The 23517-nt window shown below is 60.9% G+C and carries 21 protein-coding genes; 8 read left to right on the forward strand and 13 right to left on the reverse strand.

The window, feature by feature from the left end:
• Nucleotides 1-122: 122 nt before the first annotated feature.
• The 4 genes from ACX3M4_RS06415 to ACX3M4_RS06430 all read right to left on the reverse strand — a co-directional run bounded on the left by ACX3M4_RS06415 (nt 123) and on the right by ACX3M4_RS06430 (nt 3612).
• Complete coding sequence (locus ACX3M4_RS06415) at nt 123-1256, reverse strand: Gfo/Idh/MocA family protein (protein WP_459357757.1); 1134 nt, start codon at nt 1254-1256, stop codon at nt 123-125.
• Nucleotides 1257-1512: 256 nt separating this feature from the next.
• Entirely contained in the window at nt 1513-1920 is a 408-nt protein-coding gene (locus ACX3M4_RS06420) for a Fur family transcriptional regulator (RefSeq protein WP_459357758.1), read from the reverse strand.
• A complete protein-coding gene (locus ACX3M4_RS06425) occupies nt 1917-2744 on the reverse strand; it encodes a metal ABC transporter permease (RefSeq protein WP_459357759.1) in 828 nt (275 codons plus the stop codon). The genes ACX3M4_RS06420 and ACX3M4_RS06425 overlap by 4 nt, the downstream gene beginning before the upstream one ends.
• Nucleotides 2734-3612, reverse strand: a complete 879-nt coding sequence (locus tag ACX3M4_RS06430; protein WP_459357760.1) for an ATP-binding cassette domain-containing protein — start codon at nt 3610-3612, stop codon at nt 2734-2736. Before ACX3M4_RS06430 ends, ACX3M4_RS06425 begins: the two co-directional genes overlap by 11 nt.
• A 165-nt stretch (nt 3613-3777) precedes the next feature.
• Between ACX3M4_RS06430 and ACX3M4_RS06435 the strand changes: the two genes are divergently transcribed.
• Nucleotides 3778-5181 carry a mannose-1-phosphate guanylyltransferase/mannose-6-phosphate isomerase gene (locus ACX3M4_RS06435; RefSeq protein ID WP_459357761.1) on the forward strand — a complete coding sequence of 468 codons (1404 nt, stop codon included), beginning with the start codon at nt 3778-3780 and terminating at the stop codon, nt 5179-5181.
• Nucleotides 5182-5296: 115 nt separating this feature from the next.
• Entirely contained in the window at nt 5297-6499 is a 1203-nt protein-coding gene (gene pcaF / locus ACX3M4_RS06440) for a 3-oxoadipyl-CoA thiolase (protein WP_459357762.1), read from the forward strand.
• 234 nt (nt 6500-6733) lie between these two features.
• On the opposite strand, the gene ACX3M4_RS06445 is transcribed toward pcaF, so the two are convergent.
• Complete coding sequence (locus tag ACX3M4_RS06445; protein ID WP_459357763.1) at nt 6734-7120, reverse strand: hypothetical protein; 387 nt, start codon at nt 7118-7120, stop codon at nt 6734-6736.
• Nucleotides 7121-7395: 275 nt separating this feature from the next.
• Here ACX3M4_RS06445 and ACX3M4_RS06450 point away from each other — a divergent pair, with 275 nt between their 5' ends.
• The gene (locus ACX3M4_RS06450; protein WP_459357764.1) at nt 7396-7557 is read left to right on the forward strand and encodes a hypothetical protein; all 162 of its coding nucleotides are present in this window, start codon (nt 7396-7398) and stop codon (nt 7555-7557) included.
• Between the two features lie 82 nt (nt 7558-7639).
• On the opposite strand, the gene ACX3M4_RS06455 is transcribed toward ACX3M4_RS06450, so the two are convergent.
• On the reverse strand, nt 7640-8014 hold the full coding sequence (locus tag ACX3M4_RS06455) for a hypothetical protein (protein WP_459357765.1): 375 nt from the start codon (nt 8012-8014) through the stop codon (nt 7640-7642).
• Nucleotides 8015-8338: 324 nt separating this feature from the next.
• Here ACX3M4_RS06455 and ACX3M4_RS06460 point away from each other — a divergent pair, with 324 nt between their 5' ends.
• The 4 genes from ACX3M4_RS06460 (at nt 8339) to ACX3M4_RS06475 (ending at nt 14849) form a co-directional block, all read left to right on the forward strand.
• Nucleotides 8339-8896 carry a helix-turn-helix transcriptional regulator gene (locus ACX3M4_RS06460; protein ID WP_459357766.1) on the forward strand — a complete coding sequence of 186 codons (558 nt, stop codon included), beginning with the start codon at nt 8339-8341 and terminating at the stop codon, nt 8894-8896.
• A 24-nt stretch (nt 8897-8920) separates the two neighbouring features.
• Nucleotides 8921-10024 (forward strand): efflux RND transporter periplasmic adaptor subunit, encoded by a 1104-nt coding sequence (locus ACX3M4_RS06465; RefSeq protein WP_459357767.1) that lies wholly within the window; start codon nt 8921-8923, stop codon nt 10022-10024.
• Nucleotides 10021-13590, forward strand: a complete 3570-nt coding sequence (locus tag ACX3M4_RS06470) for an efflux RND transporter permease subunit (protein ID WP_459357768.1) — start codon at nt 10021-10023, stop codon at nt 13588-13590. The genes ACX3M4_RS06465 and ACX3M4_RS06470 overlap by 4 nt, the downstream gene beginning before the upstream one ends.
• Before the next feature lie 308 nt (nt 13591-13898).
• A complete protein-coding gene (locus ACX3M4_RS06475) occupies nt 13899-14849 on the forward strand; it encodes a helix-turn-helix domain-containing GNAT family N-acetyltransferase (protein WP_459357769.1) in 951 nt (316 codons plus the stop codon).
• A gap of 147 nt (nt 14850-14996) precedes the next feature.
• On the opposite strand, the gene ACX3M4_RS06480 is transcribed toward ACX3M4_RS06475, so the two are convergent.
• From ACX3M4_RS06480 to ACX3M4_RS06495, 4 genes are all read right to left on the reverse strand, one after another.
• Entirely contained in the window at nt 14997-15746 is a 750-nt protein-coding gene (locus tag ACX3M4_RS06480; RefSeq protein WP_459357770.1) for an SDR family oxidoreductase, read from the reverse strand.
• Between the two features lie 110 nt (nt 15747-15856).
• Nucleotides 15857-16669 carry a CDP-alcohol phosphatidyltransferase family protein gene (locus tag ACX3M4_RS06485; protein ID WP_459359379.1) on the reverse strand — a complete coding sequence of 271 codons (813 nt, stop codon included), beginning with the start codon at nt 16667-16669 and terminating at the stop codon, nt 15857-15859.
• Between the two features lie 69 nt (nt 16670-16738).
• Entirely contained in the window at nt 16739-17476 is a 738-nt protein-coding gene (locus tag ACX3M4_RS06490) for a phosphatidylserine decarboxylase (protein ID WP_459359380.1), read from the reverse strand.
• 120 nt (nt 17477-17596) lie between these two features.
• Nucleotides 17597-18517 (reverse strand): LysR family transcriptional regulator, encoded by a 921-nt coding sequence (locus tag ACX3M4_RS06495; RefSeq protein WP_459357771.1) that lies wholly within the window; start codon nt 18515-18517, stop codon nt 17597-17599.
• Nucleotides 18518-18613: 96 nt separating this feature from the next.
• Here ACX3M4_RS06495 and ACX3M4_RS06500 point away from each other — a divergent pair, with 96 nt between their 5' ends.
• On the forward strand, nt 18614-18820 hold the full coding sequence (locus ACX3M4_RS06500) for a hypothetical protein (protein ID WP_459357772.1): 207 nt from the start codon (nt 18614-18616) through the stop codon (nt 18818-18820).
• A 333-nt stretch (nt 18821-19153) separates the two neighbouring features.
• On the opposite strand, the gene ACX3M4_RS06505 is transcribed toward ACX3M4_RS06500, so the two are convergent.
• The 3 genes from ACX3M4_RS06505 to ACX3M4_RS06515 all read right to left on the reverse strand — a co-directional run bounded on the left by ACX3M4_RS06505 (nt 19154) and on the right by ACX3M4_RS06515 (nt 23456).
• The gene (locus ACX3M4_RS06505; RefSeq protein WP_459359381.1) at nt 19154-21001 is read right to left on the reverse strand and encodes an ABCB family ABC transporter ATP-binding protein/permease; all 1848 of its coding nucleotides are present in this window, start codon (nt 20999-21001) and stop codon (nt 19154-19156) included.
• Nucleotides 21002-21145: 144 nt separating this feature from the next.
• Nucleotides 21146-21535: an ArsR/SmtB family transcription factor gene (locus ACX3M4_RS06510; RefSeq protein WP_459357773.1), complete on the reverse strand. Its 390-nt coding sequence runs from the start codon at nt 21533-21535 to the stop codon at nt 21146-21148.
• A gap of 136 nt (nt 21536-21671) precedes the next feature.
• Nucleotides 21672-23456: a LysM peptidoglycan-binding domain-containing protein gene (locus ACX3M4_RS06515; protein ID WP_459357774.1), complete on the reverse strand. Its 1785-nt coding sequence runs from the start codon at nt 23454-23456 to the stop codon at nt 21672-21674.
• Nucleotides 23457-23517: the final 61 nt, after the last annotated feature.

The raw sequence follows: 23517 nt of genomic DNA on the forward strand, positions 1-23517 counted from the left end.
CAGCCATCGTCCGGTCAAATCGAAATCGACCGGTCAGACACCGATTTGGTGGCTGGTTGCCTGTGAAATCATCCGCGCCGCATGGCGAAGATAGGGGCCCGGTCCGACTGCCGCAACCGGCTTCAGCAAAGCAGCGCGCTTGCCTCTGCTGCGCCAAGTGCTTGCGGACGGGTCGCGGGATGCTCGATGTCGACGAAGCTGCCTGTTTCGCCCGATTTCAGGATCGAGACCATCACATCGACTGTGTGCAACGCCCTTTCGAGCGAACATCTGTATTCACTTCCCTCCCGGATCGCACGCGCCATGTCGGCAAGGCCGGCCGAGCGGTAATTCGCCCGCTTGGTGCCGTTGTCATCGACATTCGCAAGCCCGAAGGGGTGGGTCTCGCCGCCGAGCGCCTTGAGGCCGCCGTCTTCACCCGCAAGCGTCACCTCGCCGCCAAAGAAATTCGGATCGGCCAGATAGAGCGACCCGCGGGTCCCGTAAAGCTCCATCGGCGCGTGCCTGTGGGCCCACACGTCCCAGCTGGCTGACAGCGTGACCTTTGCGCCTGACTGAAAATCCAAAAGGGCGTGAATTGTCGTGGGCGTCTGGACAAAGATCCGCTCGCCCTTGCGGGCACCGTTGCCGATGGTCCGGGTTTTCGAGGCCATGGAGGACATGGCGCAGACCCGCTTCACCGGGCCGATCAGATTGAGGAGCGCGGCGATGTAGTATGGGCCAAGGTCCAGTATTGGCCCTCCGCCAGGCTGGAAGAAGAAATCCGGATTGGGATGCCAGTGTTCCATGCCGTGGCTCATCACATGGCAGGTGCCGCCGGTGATGTCGCCAATGAGGCCGTTGTCGACGGCGTTCCTTGCCGACTGGTGCGCGCCGCCGAGAAAGGTGTCCGGCGCGCAACCGACCTTGAGCCTCTTCTTGCGCGCAAGGTCGCTCAAAGCCTGACCGTCCCGCAGCGACAACGCCAGCGGCTTTTCCGAATAGACATGCTTGCCGTGAACCAGGGCCTCGTGGGACACCATGTAGTGGGCGTCCGGCACGGTCAGATTGACGATGAGGTCGACATCTTCTGCCAGAAGCAGATCGTGCACCGTCTCCGCCCGAACGCCGTATTCGGAGGCGCGGCCCTCCGCCGCCTGCCGGTTGAGATCCGCACAGGCACGAATATCCAGCCCCGTGAATTTGGGCGCCAGGTCGAAATACGTTTTCGAAATCGTGCCGCATCCGATGATGCCGATGCCAAGCGGTTCTGCCATGGACGTCTCCCTGAAAGCCTTGCGGGCATTCTAGAGCTTTTCAATCTCTCATTGAAAGCGGCAAGCGCGGCAGGGACCCGGGATCAGGTCCTAGTGGTTCGATTCTGACATTTGCATCCCCCTGCTGCTAGCGCTGGAGCAAATGTCAGAATCATAAGAACCACTAGATAAATACATGATTCTAGTGGAGCTTTTGAATTTGACATTTGAGCATCAGCCTAGCCGCGAGCGAGACTCAAATGTCAAATTCGCTCCACTAGTTTGTCGTGGAACACTGTCGGCAGGTACCGCGCAATTCGATGGTCGTGCGGGAGAGATTGAACCCTTCGGCCTTCGTCCATTCCTTCAAAAGGGCAATTGCCTTGTCTGGCGTGAACTCGCTGACATCGCCGCATTGCTCGCATATGGCGAAGGCCGCCGCGCCATGGCCCGAACAGCCCTTGTGGCTGCAGGCGACAAAGGCATTGAGGCTTTCCAGCCGGTGCACCAGGCCATACTCAACCAGCTTGTCGAGGGCACGATAGACCTGCAGTGGCGCCCGGAAGCCGTTGTCGCGCAGAAGATCGAGAATCGCATAGGCCGTTAGCGGTCCGCCGGCCCGAGACAGAGAGCCGAAGACCAGCTCCTGATTTTTCGTCAGTTCGCGATGTGACGCAGCGCTCACGGCCGGTCTCCTTTGCTTGCACCGTTCAGCCTTCGGATCAATTGCCTGCCTGGCACCAGGCTGGCGACGAAAAGCACCATGGCGGCAACGACGATCGAGGGGCCCGATGGTGTATCATAATTCAGCGACGCATAAAGTCCGCCGACGACGGCGGCAGCGCCTGTCACGGCGGCAATTGCGGCCATCTGTTCCGGCGAGGCCGACAGGCGTCTTGCCGCGGCTGCCGGAATGATCAGCAGCGCCGTGATCAGGAGGGCCCCGATGATCTTCAGGGAAATCGCGATCACGACCGCCGTCAGGAGAACGAAGACCAGCTCGGTCCGATCCGGCTTCAAGCCTTCCGCTGCCGCCAGGTCGGGCGAAACGGTTGCCGCGAAAAGACGCTGCCAGATGAGCGCCAGGACGACAAGCACCAGTGCCCCGCCGCCATAGATGAGTGCAATGTCCAGCCGGGTCACCGACAGGATGTCGCCGAAGAGCAGTCCAAGCAGATCCACGCGCACCCAGGTCATGAAAGCGAGGCACACGAGGCCAAGCGCCAGCGCGGAGTGTGAAAGCAGTCCCAGGAGTGCATCGGAGGAAAGCGTGTTGTTGTGCCGCAGGGCCAGCATCGTGAGCGCCAGGACAACGCAGACGGCGCCGACGGCAAGGGTCGTATTGACCTCCAGAAGCAGCGAAAGGGCCACCCCCAGCAGAGCCGCGTGGGAAAGCGTGTCGCCAAAATAGGCCATGCGCCGCCAGATGATGAAACAGCCGAGCGGACCCGCCACAAGCGCAACCCCGATGCCGGCAATGAGGGCCCGTGTGAAAAAGTCATCCAGCATCTTGGATCTTCTTATCGTCCGGCTCGTGCCGGTGTTCGTGCCCGTGCCCGTGCCCGGAGTGAAGATGGGGATGGGAATGCTCGTGGTGCTCGCCCGCGCAGGACGTACACACGGATCCGTCCGCATGGCGCACCTTGCCGTCCGGCAGGTGAACGTGGTCATGATGATGTTCATAGACGGCCAGCGCCGGATTGCCGCGCGCGCCGAAGAGAGCGTGGTAGCGGTCGTCCCGGCTCAGTTCCGACGGCGTCCCGCGGCAGCAGACATGGCCGTTGAGGCAAATCACCTGGTCGGCGGCTGCCATCACCACGTGAAGATCGTGCGATATCAACAGGATGCCGCAGCCGAGCGTGTTCCTGATCTCGGAGATCAGGTCGTAGATCGCGATCTCGCCGGAATAGTCGACCCCCTGAACGGGTTCGTCGAGGACCAGTAGCCCCGGATTGCGGGCGATCGCCCGCGCCAGCATGACACGCTGCATCTCGCCGCCCGAAAGCGTGCGCATATCCGACTTGATTAGCCGCTCGGCACCCGTTCGCGCGAGAGCGGCGCGGCAGTCCGCCTCGCTGAGCGGATTGGTCAGCCGGAGAAAACGCCCCACGCTCAGAGGCAGCGTCCAGTCGATGGCAAGTTTCTGCGGCACGTAGCCGACTTTGAGTCCCGGCTGGCGTTCCGCGCGGCCCTCCGTGGGTGTCAGGATACCGAGCGCCATCTTTGCGGTCGTGGACTTGCCGGAACCGTTGGGCCCGATCAAGGTGACGATCTCCCCCCGCGAGACCGTGAGATCGACACCGCGAACCAGCCAATCCTCGCCTTTGCGGACACCCGCGCGGTCGAGACGGACCAGCCTGGCTTGGGGATGTGACATTTGCGGAAACCTGCTCAGCCGCCAGCGGGCGGCAATCATCGTTACTTTATTACGTATTTAGCCGTCCCGCCACTCGCTTGCAACTTGTTGCGCCGCTGATTATCACTCGGTGCAACGAAAAATAACGAGGTCTGCCGGATGTGGATGCGGGCCGGGAAGGAATTGATGATTTTTCCATGCATCTTGTCCGGAGGGGTCGGCACGCGGTTATGGCCGTTGTCACGCATGGACCGGCCGAAACAGTTTCTGCCGCTGTTTGGCGGTGAGAGCCTGTTTCAAAAAACCTGCAAGCGTGTCAGCAGCCCGGACTTCGCCGCGCCGATCGTCATCGGCAGCAATGCCCACCGTTTCCAGATCGGCGAACAGCTCGCGGAGCTTGGTCTCGCGGCTAATTCCATCCTGCTGGAGCCGGTTGGCCGCAATACGGCTCCGCCGGCGCTGATGGCGGCATTGACCGCGGCGGAGACAGATCCCGGTGCCCTGATCCTGCTGTTGCCGTCCGACCACCTGATCGGCAAGGAAGAGCTGTTCCTGGATGCTGTCCGGGCCGCGGAAAGCGCCGCGCGCAACGGCCAGATCGTCACCTTTGGAATCAAGCCCACGGAACCTAACACCGGCTACGGCTATATCAAGGTTACGGGGGGCTCCGACCCTGTGCGCCCCGTTGAGGCCTTTGTTGAAAAGCCGGACCTGGCGCGGGCGGAAGCGTTTCTGGCAGACGGCGGCTATGTCTGGAATGCCGGTATCTTCCTTTATTCGGCCCAAACGATGATTGACGCTTTCAAGCGCTATCAGCCGAAACTGTTTGAAGATGCCATGGCTGTCATGAAGACACGGCATGCGGATCTCGATTTCACCCGGTTCGATGCGGAGGTTTTCGAGCGGCTGGACAACATTTCCATCGACTATGCGATCATGGAAAAGGCCGGCAACGTCGTTTGCGCGCCGGTTGCGCCCGACTGGGACGATCTCGGCTCCTGGTCGGCGATCTGGGACGTTCTGGAGAAGGACGGCAACGGCAATTGCGGGCTCGGCGACGCTCGCTTTCTTGAGAGCCGGGATTGCCTTGCCTATGCGGACCGGGGCCTCGTTTCCGTCATCGGCCTTGAAAACGTCATGGTGATCGCGACGACAGACAGCGTGCTTGTCGCCCACAAGGACAGGGCTCAGGACGTCAAGACTGTCGTGGAGCAACTGAAAGCCGAAGGCCGGCGCGAGGTCGAACAGCATCCCCGCTCCTACCGGCCCTGGGGATATACGGAGAGGATCAACTCGGGCGACCGCTTTGCCGTGCAATCCATGATGATCAAGCCGGGCAAGCGGCTCAGCCTGCAGAGCCATCTTCACAGAGCCGAGCACTGGGTAGTGGTTTCCGGCACGGTTGAAATCACGATCAACGGCGAAACGCGTCTCCTGAGCGAGAACCAGTCCGCCTATGTGCCGCTCGGTGCCAGGCACACGCTGCACAATCCGGGCAAGATCCCCGTGCAAATGATCGAAGTGCAGTCTGGGACCTATTTGCAGGAGGACGATATCCTGCGTCATTCCGAAACATCACAAGATTCATAAGGCAGAACGAAAAGCTGTGACCCATTCTTGCCTTGCCGGATAATTTCCGGCAAGACTTCGCTACCCTATAGCCACCCGCACGGGTCGCCTTCAGGCGACGGACAGGAACAACGCCATGCATCACGTTTTCATCTGCGATTATGTCCGCACTCCGATCGGACGCTATGGCGGCCTTCTCTCTTCGGTCCGGGCCGATGACCTTGGCGCCATTCCGATCAGTGCCCTTATGGAACGCAACGCGGATGTGGCGTGGACGGAAGTCGATGACGTTTTCTACGGTTGCGCCAACCAGGCAGGCGAAGACAACCGCAATGTGGCGCGCATGTCGGCCTTGCTTGCCGGCCTGCCTGATACGGTGCCGGGCCTGACGCTGAACCGGCTTTGCGGCTCGGGAATGGATGCGGTGATGACGGCCGCGCGGGCAATCAAGGCGGGCGAGATAGACCTCGCCATCGCCGGCGGCGTGGAAAGCATGTCGCGGGCACCATTCGTGATGCCAAAGGCAGACACCGCCTTTTCCCGGTCTGCCGAAATCTATGACACCACCATCGGCTGGCGCTTCGTCAACCCGCTGCTGAAACGCCAGTACGGGATCGATTCCATGCCGGAAACGGCCGAAAACGTCGCCGAGCAGTTCGATATCTCACGGGCCGACCAGGACGCCTTTGCCCTGCGCAGCCAGCAGCGCGCCGCCGATGCGCAGCAATCGGGACGTTTCGCGGAAGAAATCGTGCCTGTCATGATCCCGCAGCGGCGCGGTGATCCGATGCTCGTCGACAAGGACGAACATCCGCGGGCAACGACGATCGAAGCGCTCGCGGCCCTGAAAACCCCTTTCAGGGAAAACGGATCGGTGACTGCCGGGAATGCGTCAGGTGTGAATGACGGTGCCGCCGCATTGCTGATTGCCTCCGAGGCCGCGGTGGAGAAATACAATCTGAAGCCGATTGCCCGGATCGTCGGTGGCGCGACTGCCGGCGTTCCGCCGCGCATCATGGGCATTGGCCCCGCCCCGGCGACCCGCAAGCTTTGCGCCCGGCTTGGTCTGGCGCTGTCGGAATTCGACGTAATCGAGCTCAACGAGGCGTTTGCTGCCCAGGGTATTGCCGTGCTGCGCGATCTCGGCCTGCCGGAAGATGCGGACTACCTCAATCCGAATGGCGGCGCCATTGCACTCGGCCATCCGCTCGGCATGTCGGGAGCCCGCATTACCGGCTCCGCAGCCCTCGAACTGAAAAAGAGAGGCGGCAAGCTGGCGCTCGCCACCATGTGCATCGGTGTCGGCCAGGGCATCGCGCTCGCACTTGCCGCCGTTTAGAGCACGTCGCGAAAAAAGTGAGCACCGTTTTTTTTCGCAAAAAGACGTGCATCAAATAAGAGATAAAAGCGGGCCCCGTGAATTCGAATGAACGCGACACGCTTTATTAGTGCATTCAGCGGAAACGAGAGCGCTTCACGAACAGCTTGAAGCATTCTAATGAAACACGATGGCGTGGCCGGCAGCGGTCACGCTGCCCCGGCCTGTGTAGATCCGGCCGTCGGGATATCTGCGTCAGAGTGAAGCCAGTTCGGATGTAGACGCCGTCTTCGGCGCCTGTTGCCTCAGTTCGTTCTGCATATCGCCTGCATCGGTGTGCCGAGACCTTTCCATCTCGGCCTCGGCCTCCCTCAGTTTCTCCGCAAGGCGCTCGAACAGCATGCTCGGCATGCGGAGCCCGACGACATAGACTTCCATCGCGTCGTTTTTCAACTGTTGCCAACTGACCTGCCGGACGTCGCGATAGAGGTTCCGGCCAAGGCTCTGCAGCTCGACGGCATCCTCAACCAAGGGACGCATTATCACCACAGCCCGCTCAGGGCTGCCCGCGACCCAGAATGCGGAGGAGACAGATAAGAATGCAAAAACAAGAATATGCAGGTTTCGAACAAAAAAACGCATTGCAACCCCAGGAATTAGTTAACAAATCGTAAACGCTTCAATCGTCGTACAAGAATGACGCAGCCCATGCAATCCATGCGAGTGGAAACGAAGGGGTATTTCGCCCAAATTGGTTAACCGCTGCGGCGTGAAAATCCGCCTGCGAAAAGCCGGATGCATCCCTGTCAGCCCGGCAGAACCGGCAGAGGCTTCGGGTCTGTAAAATTTTACATGTCGAATTACCGGGACCTTATAGCCTGCGGCTGTAAAAGCGCCGGAGTACAACGGAGGTCGTCATGGTCGAAAGGACCGGAGAGATGAAACTCTCATCGGCAGGTCTGCTGCTTTTGCTGGCGGCTGCAGCCATGTCCTTGTTTGCGGATCTAGGCCCGCAGGCATCGAACGCGGCCAAGGCGAAAGGCCTCGGCTACCAGCTCGTTCACGCCGCAGCCAAATAAACTTCCGCATGTGGAAGCAGGCCGGCTCCGGCCGGCTTTACCCGCCAATCATCCCTGATGTCTTGTACGAAATATCGCCGGATCAGCGGTGAAGGTCGTTCCGGCGCTGTGTACCTGCGCGCACTGGCAGGGGCTGCAAGGCTCCCCTCGCGGCACGAAGCCTGATGCGACGCGGAGATCCATCGCTTTGCCCACCCTCGCCCAGCAACATGATCGCAGATCCCATGACCACTGAGCCCAGGGTGATAAAAAGTCCGAAGGCAAGCATCAGAACCGGAAGGAACGGTTCCTCCGTCGTCATCACCAGCACACGCAGATTGCCGATATTTCCGAAGAAGATTCCGCCAAGAACCAGCGCTGCGACGCCCAATCCCGCCATGCCGTTGATCGCCAGCAATCGGAAAAGCGGATCCCGTGGCAGGCGAATGCGGTTCAGCCTCGGTTTCTTCATTGCCATCGGAATTCTCCCCGTGCTGCGAATGCGAAAGAAGAACAATTACCCTAACGCCGAAATGCCGCCGCCAACAACCTGTCAAATAAGCCGAGTAGGCTAAGCTCAAGACCTTTTCTTGGCGTTTGCCTGTCGCGGTGCTCAGAATTTATTCATCTTCCGCGAGATTTTGTGCGCCGCACTCTTGATTGCCGGCTCCTCCGCATATATTTGTTCGATATATCGATCCATCATATGACACTTCTTACGATGCCTTTAGGGTCACCTCCCCGATCAGGCATGGCTCGAAGGCAGTCTGCCGGGAGGACGCTCCCAGGCCTGGAGACGTTCATGAGTGTACGCAGCCTTTGTCTTGCGATCCTGTCCTTCGGAGATGCCACCGGCTACGAAATCCGGAAGGAATCCACGGAAGGCAGGTTCAGCTATTTCGAGGACGCCAGTTTCGGCTCGATCTATCCCGCGCTCGCCCGGCTGGAGTCGGAAGGTCTCGTCACGGTGCGCGAGGAACCGCAAGCCGGCAAGCCTGCCCGCAAAGTCTATTCCATCACCGAGGCCGGCCGTGCGGAGTTCATCACGTCTCTGTGCGACCCGCAGGCCCCCGATACATTCAAATCGCCATTCCTGCTGATTGCGCTCAACGCAGCACAGCTGCCTCCGGAGGTCATCCGGCGGGCGCTGGAACGCCGCAAGGCCCAGGTCCAGGACGAGTTGCGCCTTCTGACGGGTTGCGAAGAGGAAAAGGAATGTTCGCATCCCGGGTCAAGCTGGACCCGCAATTACGGCATAGCCTGCATGAAATTTACCCTCGCCTATCTGGAAGAACATGGTGAGGCCCTGATCAAGATCGCCGAAGAGGCAGCCCGGCCCATCGCGGCCGCCGCCGAGTAAGCATGACGTTTGGAGTTTGAAAGAATGCGTTTGAAATTTTCCTATGTCCTGGCGACCGCGCTTGCTGCCGGTATCGGCTTCTGGATGTATAGCGGCACCACTGTGATCGGCGGGGTTGGTGACAGCGAACACGCAACACCTCCGCCAGCGCTGCGGATCAGCGAAGCGTCCGACAAATCGTTCCGCGTCAAGGTTGAGCGGCTTGTTGCCCAAGACCGGCGGGCCGTGCTTGAAGTGCGCGGGCGTACCGAGGCGGAAGCCAAGGTTGCCGTCCGGTCCCAGACCACGGACGACGTCATTGCCCGTCCTGCCACCGAAGGCACAAAGGTATCCGCGGGCGACGTGCTTTGCATCCTGGACAAGGGCACGCGCGAGGCACGTATCCTGGAAGCGAAAGCCGCCCTCGCCCAGGCTGAACTGGATCACGACGCCGCGACCCAGCTGAGCACCAAGGGCTTTACGGCACAGACGCGGGTTGCCGCCGTTCAGGCCCAGCTCGATGCCGCAAGGGCGCGTTTGAAGGAAGCCGAACTCGAGCTCAAGCATACCGTGATCACGTCGCCGATCGACGGGGTGATTCAGAGCCCGATGGTGGAAATCGGCGCCCAGCTTGAGCAGGGCGGCATCTGCGCGACAGTGGTCGAGTCCGACCCGATGATTGCCATCGGCGAAGTATCTGAACTCAATATCAGCGAAATCGAGCCGGGCATGGCGGCAACCGTCAAACTGGTGACCGGGGAAACGATCGAGGGCAAGGTGCGCTACATCTCGCCGTCGGCCAACCCGGATACCCGCACTTTCCGTATCGAGGTCGAGCTTCCCAACCCGGACAACAAGGCACGCGACGGTGTCACGGCCGTCACCATGCTGCCGCTGGCTACGGAAAAGGCGCACAAGATTTCCCCGGCGATCCTGACGCTGAACGACTCCGGTCAGGTCGGCATTCGCGCCGTGGATGAAAACAACAGAACCGTCTTCTACCCGGTGAAAGTGCTGGGCGGAGAACAGGACGGAATGTGGATCGGCGGGCTGCCGGATGAAGTGGTCGCCATCACCGTAGGGCAGGAATACGTCTCGGATGGACTTCTTGTGGAACCGGTCTTCGAGACGGCAGAGGTGAGCCAATGATAGACATGCTGGAAGGCGTCCTCCGGCGCCCCAAAACCGTGTTCGTGATGATGCTGGCGCTGATCGTTGCCGGTGTCGCGACCTATATCTCGATCCCGAAGGAAGCCAGCCCGGACATCGATCTGCCGATCTTCTACATCTCGGTCACCCAGCAGGGCATTTCGCCGGAAGACGCCGAGCGTCTGCTCGTGCGGCCGATGGAAACGGAACTGCGGGGCCTTGACGGGCTGAAGGAGATCACCGCGATCGCCTCGGAAAGCCATGCGGGCATCGTTCTGGAATTCGACATCTCGTTCAACAAGGACGAGGCGCTCGCCGACGTGCGGGACAAGGTCGACCAGGCCAAGAGCAAGCTGCCGGACGAGGCCGAAGAGCCGACGATCACGGAAATGAACTTCGCGCTTGCGCCTACCATGATCATCGCGCTCTCGGGCAATGTGCCGGAACGCACGCTCTACCAGCATGCGCGCCGGCTGAAGGACGAGATCGAGGCGATCGATACCGTGCGCTCGGCGGACCTCACTGGTCATCGCGAAGAGCTGCTTGAGGTCCTGATCGACACCCAGAAGCTGGAATCCTATTCCATCACCCAGCAGGAGCTGCTCAACTCTCTGCAGTTGAACAACCAGCTTGTGCCGGCCGGTTTCATCGATGGCGGCAAGGGCCGTTTCAACGTCAAGGTTCCCGGTCTCGTCGAAACCGCCGAGGACGTCTACTCCCTGCCGCTGAAGCAGAGCGGCGAAGGCGTTGTCACCCTGGCGGATGTGGCCGAAATCCGGCGCACCTTCAAGGATGCCAACGCCTATACGCGCGTCAACGGCAACCCGGCGATCTCGCTACAGGTGGTCAAGCGCATCGGCACCAACATCATCGAGAACAATGCCGCTGTCCGGGCGGTCGTCGAGGAAGCCTCGAAGGACTGGCCCGAGACGATCCACGTCAACATGATGCTGGACCAGTCGAACAACATCTTCGAGGTGCTCGGTTCGCTGCAGTCCTCGATCCTGACCGCGATCTTCCTGGTCATGATCCTGGTGCTGGCCGCGCTCGGCCTGCGGTCGGCCTTGCTGGTCGGCCTCGCAATCCCGACCTCCTTCATGGTGGGCTTCCTGATCCTTGGCGCCATCGGCCAGACGGTCAACAACATGGTGATGTTCGGCCTGGTTCTCACCGTCGGTCTGCTGGTTGACGGCGCGATCGTCATGACCGAATACGCCGACCGGAAGATCCACGAAGGCATGCCGGACCGCGAAGCCTATATCCGGGCCGCGCGGCTGATGTTCTGGCCGATCGTCTCGTCAACGGCGACGACGCTTGTGGCGTTCCTGCCCATGCTGCTGTGGCCGGGCGTTGCCGGCGAGTTCATGAGCTACCTGCCGATCATGGTCATCATCGTCCTGACCGCCTCGCTGTTCACGGCAATGGTGTTTCTGCCGGTGACAGGTGGCATCTTTGCAGCCGTCTCGCACTGGCTGAACCGCCATGCAACGGCGATCCTGGCACTGACCGTCGCGCTTGTCTTCGGGTACGCCATCGGCTTCGGACCGTTCGTGCCGGCGGCCCTTGCGGGCGTTCTTCCGGCAGAAGCTGCCGGGGGTATTGCCCTGCTGTGTGGTCTCGTCACGTTCCTGCTGGTCGGTTTCCTGTCCTACAGGCTATTGCGGCCGATCGTCCGCTGGCTGCAGGTCCGTGCGGCGAAAAGAGCCGCGATGGAGAAAGCCGAAGCCGCAGCGCTGTCCGGCGCCGAAGCCTTCGACGTGCGCAAGGTCAGTGGCTTCACCGGGCTCTATGTGCGTGTCCTGAAGCTGTTTGCCGGCAACCCGATCGGCAACATTGCCGCCCTGCTCATCCTCTTCGCCAGCTGTGCCGCAATCATCGGGGCCTTCATGGCCAACCCGACGGGCGTCCAGTTCTTCATCGACGAGGAACCGGAACAGGCTGTGGTGCTCGTGTCCGGACGCGGCAACATGTCGGCCTCGGAGGCCCGCGATCTGGTAGTCCAGGTCGAGGAGCGGATCCTGTCCATTCCGGGCGTCGACAACGTCATCACCAATTCCTTCACACCGGGCGGTTCCTCGGGCGGGCCGTCTGTCGGAGACGTCCAGGACAAGCCGGCAGACGTGATGGGCGAGATCAACATCGAGCTGGCAAACTTCTGCTGCCGGCGGGTGGCGAAGGAGATCTTCGCCGACATCCGTTCGGCGACGTCGGACATCCCCGGCATCAAGGTGGAGACCCGCAAGATCGAAGGCGGGCCGCCTACCGGCAAGGACCTGCAGCTTGAAGTCAAGTCGACGGACTATGACGACATGATTGCTGCCGTCGGCCGCATCCGCAACCATATCAATGGTGTCGAAACACTGATCGACCAGGAAGACGACCGTCCCCTGCCCGGCATCGAATGGCAGATCTCAATCGACCGGGAGCAGGCCGGCCGCTACAAGGCGAGCATCGCCTCCGTCGGCAACATGGTTCAACTCGTCACCAATGGCGTCCTGATCGGTACCTACCGTCCGGGCGACAGCGAGGACGAAGTCGATATCCGCGTCCGCCTTCCGGAGCACGAGCGCACGATCGACCGGTTCGACCAGTTGCGTCTGCAGACCGAACTCGGCCTGGTGCCGCTGGCGAATTTCGTCAGCCGCGAGCCAGCGCAGAAGGTCTCCGAGATCGTGCGGCGCGACGGGCTTTATTCGATGTTCGTCAAGGCGACCGTCAATCCGGAGTCCGGGTCCAACCCGACGGAACAGGTGGCCGCCCTGCAGACCTGGCTGGACGGCCAGGACTGGCCGTCGAACGTGTTCCTGAAGTTCCGCGGTGCGGACGAAGATCAGAAGGAATCGGGTGAGTTCCTCATGAAGGCGATGGTCGCATCGCTCTTCCTGATGTTCCTGATCCTGCTGACCCAGTTCAACTCGTTCTATCAGACGTTCCTGACACTCTCGACGGTGGTTCTGTCGGTCTTCGGGGTGCTGCTAGGCATGCTTGTCACAAACCAGCCCTTCTCGATCATCATGACCGGGACCGGGGTGGTGGCGCTTGCCGGGATCGTGGTGAACAACGCCATCGTTCTCATCGACACCTACAACCGGTTCCTGGAAGACGGTCTCGATCCGCTGGACGCTATCCTGAAGACGTCCGCCCAGCGTATCCGGCCGATCCTGCTCACCACCATCACCACGATCGCCGGCCTCGTGCCGATGGCCACCATGATCAACTTCGATTTCTTCAATCAGGTGACCAGTTATGGTGGTATCACCGCGGTCTGGTGGGTGCAGCTGGCAACGGCGGTGATCTCCGGCCTTGCCTTCTCCACCCTGCTGACGCTGCTGATGATCCCGGTGGCGATAGCAATACCGAGTGTGTGGACGCATTCGTTCTGGACGGTGATCGGCTATTTCCGTCGCAAACCTGCCGCCATCGCGGCAACGGCGCCTGCGCAGGATGTGGAATGGACCGATCCGAAACAGGAACAGGAGCGTCCGGCGGCGAAAGTGGTTGCCATGCCAAAGCCGGCCGCTCCGAAAGTCCCCCCGCAGGAGGAGCTGCCGCACGCGGCGGAATGACCTTCATCTCCTCCACCAAAAAGGCCGCCGGTTTCCGGCGGCCTTTTTGTTTGTCGAGCTACTTTTCTGGACACCCTTCTCCTGCGAAGCCATCAATCAAATGAAACCTCATCCTGAAGAGGACCGTCAGGTCCGTCTTGAAGCATGGGCTGCAATCGCCTGGGCAAGGTGCCCATCCTTCGAGACAGCGCTTCCTCAGGATGAGGTGGAAAAGTGAGACGATATTCGCTGTCCGAGCACCGGAATGGTGTTGCCAACACGACAGCTTACTCATATAGTTGTAAAATACAACTATATGAGACTACAAGATGACCTCTCCCTCCCCTGCCCTTGTCAACGATATCCGCGCCGCTTCTCGCCAGTTGGTCCGGGAATTCGGGTTTCTCGACAAGACCATCGCCGGTACGGATCTTTCCGGTTCGGGCGTCCATGCCATTATGGAAATCGGCCTCAACCCCGGCATCACCGCCAAGGAAATCTGCGCGAAGCTGAAGCTGGAAAAATCCACCGTCAGCCGGCTGCTGAAGTCCCTGGAAGCGCGCGGCGACATTCTGCAGACCAAGTCGGAGGCGGACGGTCGGGTCTTCGGTCTCAGCCTGACGGAAACCGGCAAGGCTACCTTTGCCACAATCGACCGCTATGGCGACGCGCTTGCCCGGCGTGCGCTGGCACGGATCGAAGGCAACCGGGCAAAGGTGATCGCTGACTCCATGGCCGCGTATGCAGAGGCCCTTGGAGCACCGCAAGCTGACAAGGACGCCGCCCCCCGGTTCAACATTGTCGAAGGCTACCAGACCGGCATGATCGGCGATGTCGCCGCCATGCACGGCCGTACCCACGGCCACATCGTCGGCATGGGCCCGACCTTCGAAAGCGTCGTTGCCAAGGCGATGGCAGAGTTCATGCCAAGGGTCACGAACGATGTGAACAACAGCTGGAGCGTTGTGGAGAATGGGGCCGTCATCGGCTCAATCACGATCGATGGCGAGGATCTTGGCAACAACATCGCCCATCTGCGCTGGTTCATCCTGTCGGAACGCCTGCGCGGCAAGGGGCTTGGCAAGGTGCTCCTGAACAAGGCGCTTGAGCATTGCGACCGCCACGGTTTCGACGAGATCCACCTATGGACCCTGAAAGGCCTCGATGCGGCCCGGGCGCTTTACGAAAAGAACGGTTTTGCGCTGGCCGAGGAATATGTCGGCGACCAGTGGGGCAAGGTGGTGACGGAACAGATGTTCAAGCGGAAGCGGCCGATTTGACCTGGCTACAGCCACAAACAACCTCATCCTGAGGAAGCGCGATGCACTGTCTCGAAGGGTGGGCGGCACACGCTGTGCAAGCGGCCCATCCTTCGAGACGGACCTCAAGGTCCTCCTCAGGATGAGGTTTTTCTATGATAATGCACCTCAGCCCTTCGAGATCGAATTGCCGCCGTCACACAGCATGGCGGAACCCGTGACGAAGGAACTAGCATCCGAAAGCAGGAATTCGGCCGCCTTCGCAATCTCCACCGGTTCCGCCATGCGCTTGAGCGCATGAATGCCGGCAATGTAATCGTGGAATGCTGGATCGTCTCCCGCCATCGCGGTCTTCGTGCCTCCTGGCAGCAACGCATTCACCCTTATGTTCTCGGGCCCATGTTCAACCGCCAGCACCTGGGTCAATCCGATCAGACCGGCCTTGGCGGCCGCATAGGCTGCCATGCCGGGAAAGCCGATCGTGTGGCCGACGAAAGAAGAGGTAAAGACGATGGAACCGCCACCCCGCGCCCGCATTGCCGGGATCTGGTACTTGGCGGCCAGGAACGCGCTGTTGAGATTGGTGGCAATCACCTGGTTCCAGTTCTCAAGGCTCATATCGGGCACCTGCCCCATGTCGCCCATGGTGCCGGCATTGTTGAAGGCACCGTCCAGGCCGCCGAAGTCGTTCAACGCTGCTTTGACGGAGCGTTCGGAGAAAGTGGGATCGTCGACATCACCTGCAAAAAGCGCGATCCGGTTCGACGCTTGCGGAAGGGCGTCGCGCACTTCCTTGAGCTTGTCTTCACGCCTGGCGGCGAGAACGAGATTGGCACCGGCTTCGGCCAGAAGACGTGCGGCGGCGGCGCCGATGCCGCTGCTGGCACCGGTGATCAGTATTGTCTTTCCATCGAGCAAGTTGAAGGCTCCTCTGTTTGCGAGGATGCCTAATTGAACCAGATTTTCCGCTGCTGAAACCCGAAACCCGAGCCGGTTGGTGATTAGAGCAAATCTGACCAGGAAATGCTCTAGCCGCCGTGATCCTTGTCCCGGTCGGCGATATTGTCGAGATCGGTGTCGCACTCGTCGCCATCGTCCTCCAGGCGGAGAGATGCGTCGGCCAGAACCAGCTTGCGATGCGCCCGCCAGGAGAAAGGGATCGTCAGCAGGTAGAAGACGGCTCCACCCGCCAGCATGCGGAAGGGATAGCTCACCGTCAGAGCCACGATCAGCACCGCAAAGACGAAGAGCGGCAGCACATAGTCGCGGCGCACGCGTGTGCCGAGTGTCTTGCCGGAATAGGTGGGCAGCCGGCTGATCAGCAGGAAGGCAATGACGATCGTATAGACGGCGACAAAGGCCGAATCTGCAAACCAGTGCGGGAAGAGGCCGAGAAAATCGAGGTAGAGCGGCAACAGCACGGTGAGCGCACCGGCCGGAGCCGGAACGCCGGTGAAGAAGCGCGACGCCCAGGCCGGTTTGTTGGGATCGTCCAGCGCCACGTTGAAGCGGGCGAGACGCAAGGCGGCAGAGATCGCGAAGATCAACCCGGCGATCCAGCCCATGTTGCCGGCGTCCTTCAGGATCCAGAGATAGAGCATCAGGGCCGGCGTGACGCCGAAATTGACGAAATCCGACAGGGAATCCAGTTCCGCGCCGAAGCGGGACGTCCCCTTCATCAGCCGCGCGACACGGCCGTCGAGACCATCCAGCACAGCGGCCACCAGCACGGCGCCGACCGCATATTCCCAGCGTCCCTCGAACGCCATCCTGACCGCCGTCAGACCGGAACACAGTGCCAGCAGTGTTACCATGTTCGGCACGATCAGACGGAGCGGCACCCGGCGGAAACGGGGTGTCGTCTGGGGGCGGGCCGGTTTCGGATCAGGGGTCTCGGACAAGGAGCAGCCTCAGCTTACGCGGGTCAGGGTCTGGGCAGGACCTTGCGGACCGGAGAGATCCGCCAGGACCGTTTCGCCGGCAATCATGATCTGGCCGAGTGCGACCTTCGGCTGGGTTCCGGCCGGGAAATAGACATCGAGGCGCGAGCCGAAGCGGATCAGGCCGAAGCGTTCACCGGCGTTGAGCGTCTCGCCTTCGCGCACGAAGCAGACGATGCGGCGGGCAACGAGACCTGCGATCTGCACGACACCGATCTTCAGATCGCCGTTTTCGATGACGAGGCCGTTGCGCTCGTTCTGCTCGCTCGCCTTGTCGAGTTCGGCATTGAGGAACTTGCCGGCGTGATAGGCCACCCGGGTGACGCGGCCGCCGAGCGGTGCGCGGTTCACATGGCAATTGAAGACGTTCATGAAGATCGACACGCGCATCAGCGGCTCACCGCCAAGTTCCAGCTCGACCGGCGGGCGGACAAGGCCGACATGGCTGACGACACCATCGGCCGGTGAAATCACCAGACCGTCGCCGACCGGCGTCACCCGCGGCGGATCGCGGAAGAAATAGCAGACCCAGCCGGTGAAGATGAGACCGATCCAGAACAGCGGGCTGACGAAATAGCCGACCACAAGCGTCACAACGAGCGCAATCGCGATGAAGGGCCAGCCTTCCCGGTGAATGGGAACCATGGCCTTGGTGACGGAATCGACAATCGACATTTCTCGTTCGCTTTCAAATGCTGCGCGGGTGATTTCTGAAACCTTCGAAAGGGAACGCACCCGTTGCGCTTGTTCTTCTTTCCCGCTTCTAGTGGCTTTTCGGGCTGATGAGAACCTGCTTTTTCACGAATCCATCAGCTATCGGAACGGCTTTCAGGGCTTTTTCGCTGTCCGGTAGTCCGTTTCCCAATAGGGAGGGCGGCCGTATTTCGAAATCAGGAAATCAACAAAGGCCGTCACCTTGGGCGGGACGAACTGGCTTGGCGGATAGACTGCCCAGATCGCCCCGGTCCGCGCGACCTTGTAATCCTCCATGACGGCGATTAGGCGGCCGTCGCGCAGGTCTTCCCAGACATGGGCGAGAGATTTCAGGCTGAGGCCGAGCCCATGCAGCGCGCCATCATAGGTCAGGTCGCCATTGTCGCCCTTGATCACCGGCTTCTGGACCTCGAAGGCAATTTCCCCCTCCGGTCCTTCGAAATACCAGAACGGCATGGATCCCATGGCGATGAAATCATGATTGGCCAGATCTTCCGGCGTCTGCGGCGCACCCTTTCGGGCGATGTAACCGGGCGATGCACACAATACTCGTGGATTGCCGCCGAGCCTGCGGGCCAGAAGTGAACTGTCTGCAAGAGGCGCCGTGCGGAAGGCCATGTCATAGCCTTCACCGACCAGATCTACGATCCTGTCTGACATGTCCATTTCCAACTGGATATCCGGATAAAGCTGCCGGAACTCCACCAGATAGGGAAGGATGTGCTTTCGGCCGAAAAAAGTGTTGCAGGAAAACCGAAGTGATCCGCGCGGCGCTTCAGTCGCAGCTTCCAGTATCGATCTCGCCTGCTCGATTTCCTCCACCGCCGTGCGGGCATGTTGCAGCAGCACACGCCCTGCTTCCGTCAGCGAAGTCCGGCGTGTCGTACGGGCGAAAAGCTGTGCGCCGAAGGCCTTTTCCAGCCCGGTCAGCCGTGTACTGGCAGCCGAAGGCGACAATCCGACCTCGCGGCCTGCAGCGGCCATGCTGCCGAGCTCGGCGATGCGAACGAAGAACTGCAGATCTTCCAGTCTCATTATTCCAAACTTTCGAAGTATTATTTCGATTTTAGCCTCATTCTTCGACTGACCGCAATATGAGACAAAGGCTCATCCAAACCGAAGGAGAGCATCATGTTGCATACAGGAGATATGTTTGAAGCCCGCGCCCGCGCCGCCCGCCATCAGGAACTGCGGCGCCTCGCCAGAGCCATCCACACCCTGATGGTCCGCCACGGAACCTCACGGGCCATTCCGGATACGCGGCCGATGAGCGGCATTGAAATCGCCAATGACAGGGGCACCACCACATTCGTCCATGAAAAAAATCGCGCGGCCTGAGAGCCGCGCATTTTCTTTGTTTGATCTTAGATGGAAATTAACTGAAAAATTTTCTGCAGGATAAGACCGCAAAACTGCCACTTTCCGCGGTAAGCGCCCCACTCACTCCCTATCATCTCCGCACCCGCTTTTGCGGGCATAAACTCCAGCGGAGACCCAGGATTCCGCATAGCCAGTCGCATAGCTAAAATCGCTACCACCCAGAAGTCCTGGGTCCCCGATCTCCGCTACGCTGCGTCGGGGATGGCAATAGGCGGCAAGACATCCCTCGGATACAAATGTTGGCTCTGAGTGAGCTGGCTGTATGAAGTCAAACAGTCAAGACAAAGTCCCCTACTTCACCGGCACGAAATCCGCAGACTGGCCGCGCATGACGATACCGAGATCGTCGTTCTCGCGTGCGGCCCGCAGTCTTTCTTCCGCCTCGTCCGCTTCGCGCTGGCGCGCCCACATGGAGGCATAGAGGCCATCCTTGGCGAGCAGTTCCGGATGGGTGCCGCGTTCCGCGATTTCGCCGGCCTCCAGAACGATGATCTGGTCCGCGTTGACCACGGTCGAAAGGCGGTGAGCGATCACCAGCGTCGTCCGGTTCTGCGAGACTTCGTCCAGCGCCGATTGGATCTCCCGTTCCGTATGGGTGTCGAGCGCCGAGGTCGCTTCGTCCAGGATGAGGATTGGTGGCGCCTTCAGGATTGTGCGGGCAATGGCGACGCGCTGTTTCTCGCCGCCCGAAAGCTTGAGGCCGCGCTCTCCGACTTCCGCCTTGTAACCCTGCGGCAGCTTTTCGATGAAGCCGTGGATCTGCGCCATCCGGGCGGCTTCCCGGACTTCCTCGTCGCTTGCCCCCGGCCGGCCGTAGCGGATGTTGTAGGCAATGGTGTCGTTGAAGAGCACCGTGTCCTGGGGAACCATGCCGATGGCGTGGCGCACGCTTTTCTGGGTGACGTCGCGCACGTCCTGACCGTCGATCTCTACCGCTCCGCCGGTGACGTCGTAGAAGCGGAAGAGCAGCCGCGAGATCGTCGACTTTCCGGCCCCGGACGGACCGACGATGGCAACCGTCTTGCCGGCCGGCACTTCGAAGTCGATCCCCTTCAGGATCGGCCGGTCCGGATCGTAGTGGAAATGCACATCCCGGAAGACAATCCGGCCTTCCACCGCCTTCAGCGGTGCGGCATCAGGCTTGTCCTCGATCTCGGCCGGAACGCCCAGAAGGTCGAACATGGATTCGATGTCCGCCAGGCCCTGCCGGATTTCCCGGTAGAGAAAGCCGATGAAGTTGAGCGGAATGGAGATCTGCATCAACAGCGCGTTGATCAGCACGAAGTCGCCAATATTCTGCTCACCCGCCATCACAGCCTTGGCGGAGAGCCCCATGCAGGCGGCCATGCCGATCCCGAGGATCACCGACTGGCCGAAGTTGAGCCAGGCAAGCGACGTCCAGGTCTTGGTGGCCGCCCTTTCGTATTTTTCCATCGAAACGTCGAAGCGCTCGGCTTCCATCGCCTCGTTGCCGAAATACTTGACGGTCTCGAAATTGAGCAGGCTGTCGATCGCCTTGGAATTGGCGTCCGTGTCGCTGTCGTTCATTTCGCGGCGGATGCCGATGCGCCAGTTGGACGTCTTGATGGTGAACCACACATAGGCAACGATCATCACGGCAACGATAACGACGTACAGGAAACCGAACTGGTACCAGATCACCGCCGCCATGATGGCGAATTCCAGGACGGTCGGAATGCCGTTGAGGATGGTGAAGCGGACAATCGCCTCGATCCCCTTCACCCCGCGTTCGATCACCCGGCTGAGCCCGCCAGTGCGCCGAGCGAGATGAAAGCGCAACGACAGCTGGTGCAGGTGGCGGAAGGTCATGATCGCCAGTTGCCTGACCGCATGCTGGCCGACGCGGGCAAAGAGTGCATCGCGGATCTGGTTGAAGCCGACGGCAAGAACGCGGGCCGCGTTATAGGCAAGCACCAGCATGATTGGGGCTACAAGGAAGGCAGGCAGACCTGAGCCCTCCCCGGTCAGCGCGTCGGTTGCCCAGGCAAAGAAATAAGGTGACAGGACGGTCACGATCTTGGCGATAACAAGCGTGAAGATAGCCAGAAGCACCCGCTGCTTCAGGTCCGGTCGCTCGGAGGGCCAGATATAGGGCCACAGGTTGGCCAGCGTCGTCAGCGTATTGCCTTCATCCGCGCTGACCTGCTTGCGGGTCTGCGGTCTGGGCGACTGGCTGCCGGTAGCCGCGGCCGAAGGCTTGTGCGGCGGGGTCGCTGTCTGATCTGTCACAAAGTATCTCCTGACCGCGGTGCGGCCATCTGGTTAGTCTTTTTCGGAAGGGAGGAATACGTCCGCGGGCCCTGACGGGCGCACAATGTCGAGTCGCGCCCAGAAATCCTGCGAACTGCGCTCCGCCCGGGCAATCATCTCCCAGTTCAGCTCGTAGTGGCAGTTCCGGCCACGGGTATCGCAGGTGAGCAGACCGGCATCCTTCAGCACCTGCAGGTGCTGCGAGACGGTGGATTGCGCCAGCGGCAGATGATTGACGATTTCTCCACAACAGGCCTGTTTCTTGAGCGCAAGCTTCTTGACGATCGCCAGCCTTGCAGGATGGCCAAGCGCGCGAAAGATCGCGGCCAGTTCCTCGCAAGCTTCAAGGCAGTCCCCGGTTGCCGTGCAGGCCGTTATCGACGGCTCTTCCGTCCCGTTCATCGGGCGGTTCCTCGTTCACATTCGTTTGTTTCATCGTTGATATGCGATGAATCAGCTCAAAAACAAGGGCAGAACGAAAAAGAGCGGGGACTTCCTCGGCCCCCGCTCTCGCTCTTTTTTCCTGAAAAGACCCGGCTCAGCCGTTGTTTTCCGGCAGCGGCTTCCAGTTCAGATCGCCTTCCGGCGTCAGGAAGACCTGGCCCGGATAGATCAGGTCCGGATTGCGGATCTGGTCCTGGTTGGCCTGGTAGATGGTGGTAAAGCGAACACCGTGACCATAAAGGCGGCGCGAAATGCGCCAGAGATTGTCGCCCTTGCGGATGATGACAACGGGCAGCGCCTTGTTGACCTCAGCGCCCTGGCCTTCCGCACCTGCACCTTCACCTGTTGCCACCACCTTGGTCAGAACGATCTGCTTGTCCTGTTCCTTCTCGAAGGTGACGGCGGCACGGGCATCGACAGCGTTGCCGTCGCTGCCGATCAGGTCGGCACGGACTTCGACATTGCCTTCGGCGATGTTCTTGCTGCCCTGAACCAGCCATTTGCCACCGGCATCAACCTTGGCTTCCCCCTGAAATTCGTCACCGACATAGACCCGGACGGAGGAACCCGGTGCACCGGTGCCGGCCACATAGACCTTGTCCTGCTCGGATTCCACCGCTTCAACCGTAACGGACGGCGCTGCGGGTGCGGCCCGCGACGCAGTCTGCGCAGCTGCTTCCTGCGTGGCGGCCGGTGCTTGTGTTGCCGGGGTGGCAGAGGAAGCTTCTGCGGTCACCACCGGAGCAGCCGTTGCAGGACTTTCCTGTCCTTCAGCTGCCGTTGCTGCGGCTGCGGCCTCGGACTGGGCCGTAGCCGGATTTTCAGCCGGTGCATCGGTCTTAAGCGCTGTTTCGGTTCCGGTTTCCGCCGTGGAAGCCGGCGCGGCCGACGGCTGAGATTGGTCAGCGGCGGTCTGTGTCCCGGTAGCGGACTGGTCAGCCGGCCCCTCTGCTGTCGCGGTTTCGGACGGTTGCTGTGCGGCAGCCGGGGCTTCGGCGTTCACGACAGGCGCGGCTGTGGACGAAGAGGCCTCCGCTGCAGGCGCGTCCGTCTGGCCGGATGCAGTCGTGGCTGCTGCCTGCTCGCCGGAGACTGCTGCCGTTTCCTCGTTGGAGGCCGCTTCCGCGGGAGGCGCGCTTGCCACCTGCTGTTCGCCGGTCGCCGCCGGTGCGGCGGTATCCGCAGCTGGCGCTTCTGCGGTCGCAGCAACCGTCGTTTCAGGAGCAGGTGCTTTCGACGAAGCTGCCTGATTTGGTGCGTCTGCAGGTGCCGCCTGAGCTGCCTCCGCGACCTGCTGGACGCCGGCCGGTTTCTGCAGAATGTCGGACGGGCCTTCCGGCGTGTTCAGGACAATGAGCGGCTGTTCTTTGCCGCCTTCCGGCAGGGAGACGGCAACATGCTGCTCGGAGGTCGCGATCGGCGCGCCGTTTTCGTCATGCACTTCCAGGCCGACATCATAGTCACCCGGCTTCAGCGGCTCGTCCAGGATGATGGTCCATTCGCCTGCCTCGTTGGCAATGCTCTTGCCGATCACCTTGCCGTTTGCGGTCAGGGCAACGATTGCGCCGGCTTCCGACCGGCCGGCGACGACTGTTTCACCCGTCGGTTCGACGCCGACCACGTCAAAGGTGGCGCTGAACCTGTCAGCAGAAGGAGCTGCCGGAGCGGCGTCGGCTGTCTGGTCCTTGTTGGAGACCGGTGCTTCGGCGGTAGATTGAGACTGTGCCGCTTCACCGGACGCTGCTGGCGCCACGGCCGTTGCCGGAGCTTCCTGGAAGGGCAACCTGCCGGTATCGCGGTAGATGTAACCGGTTATCAGGGCGGCCAGTCCCACGGGCACGGCCACGATCAATGTCCAGATGAGTGTCTTGTTATTCATGTGTGTCCTGCCGGGAAAGCTGCCAGGCGAACCGGCGCTCTCCAAATCCGTCCCCTGTTCG

This window comes from Roseibium sp. M-1 (assembly GCF_054515675.1).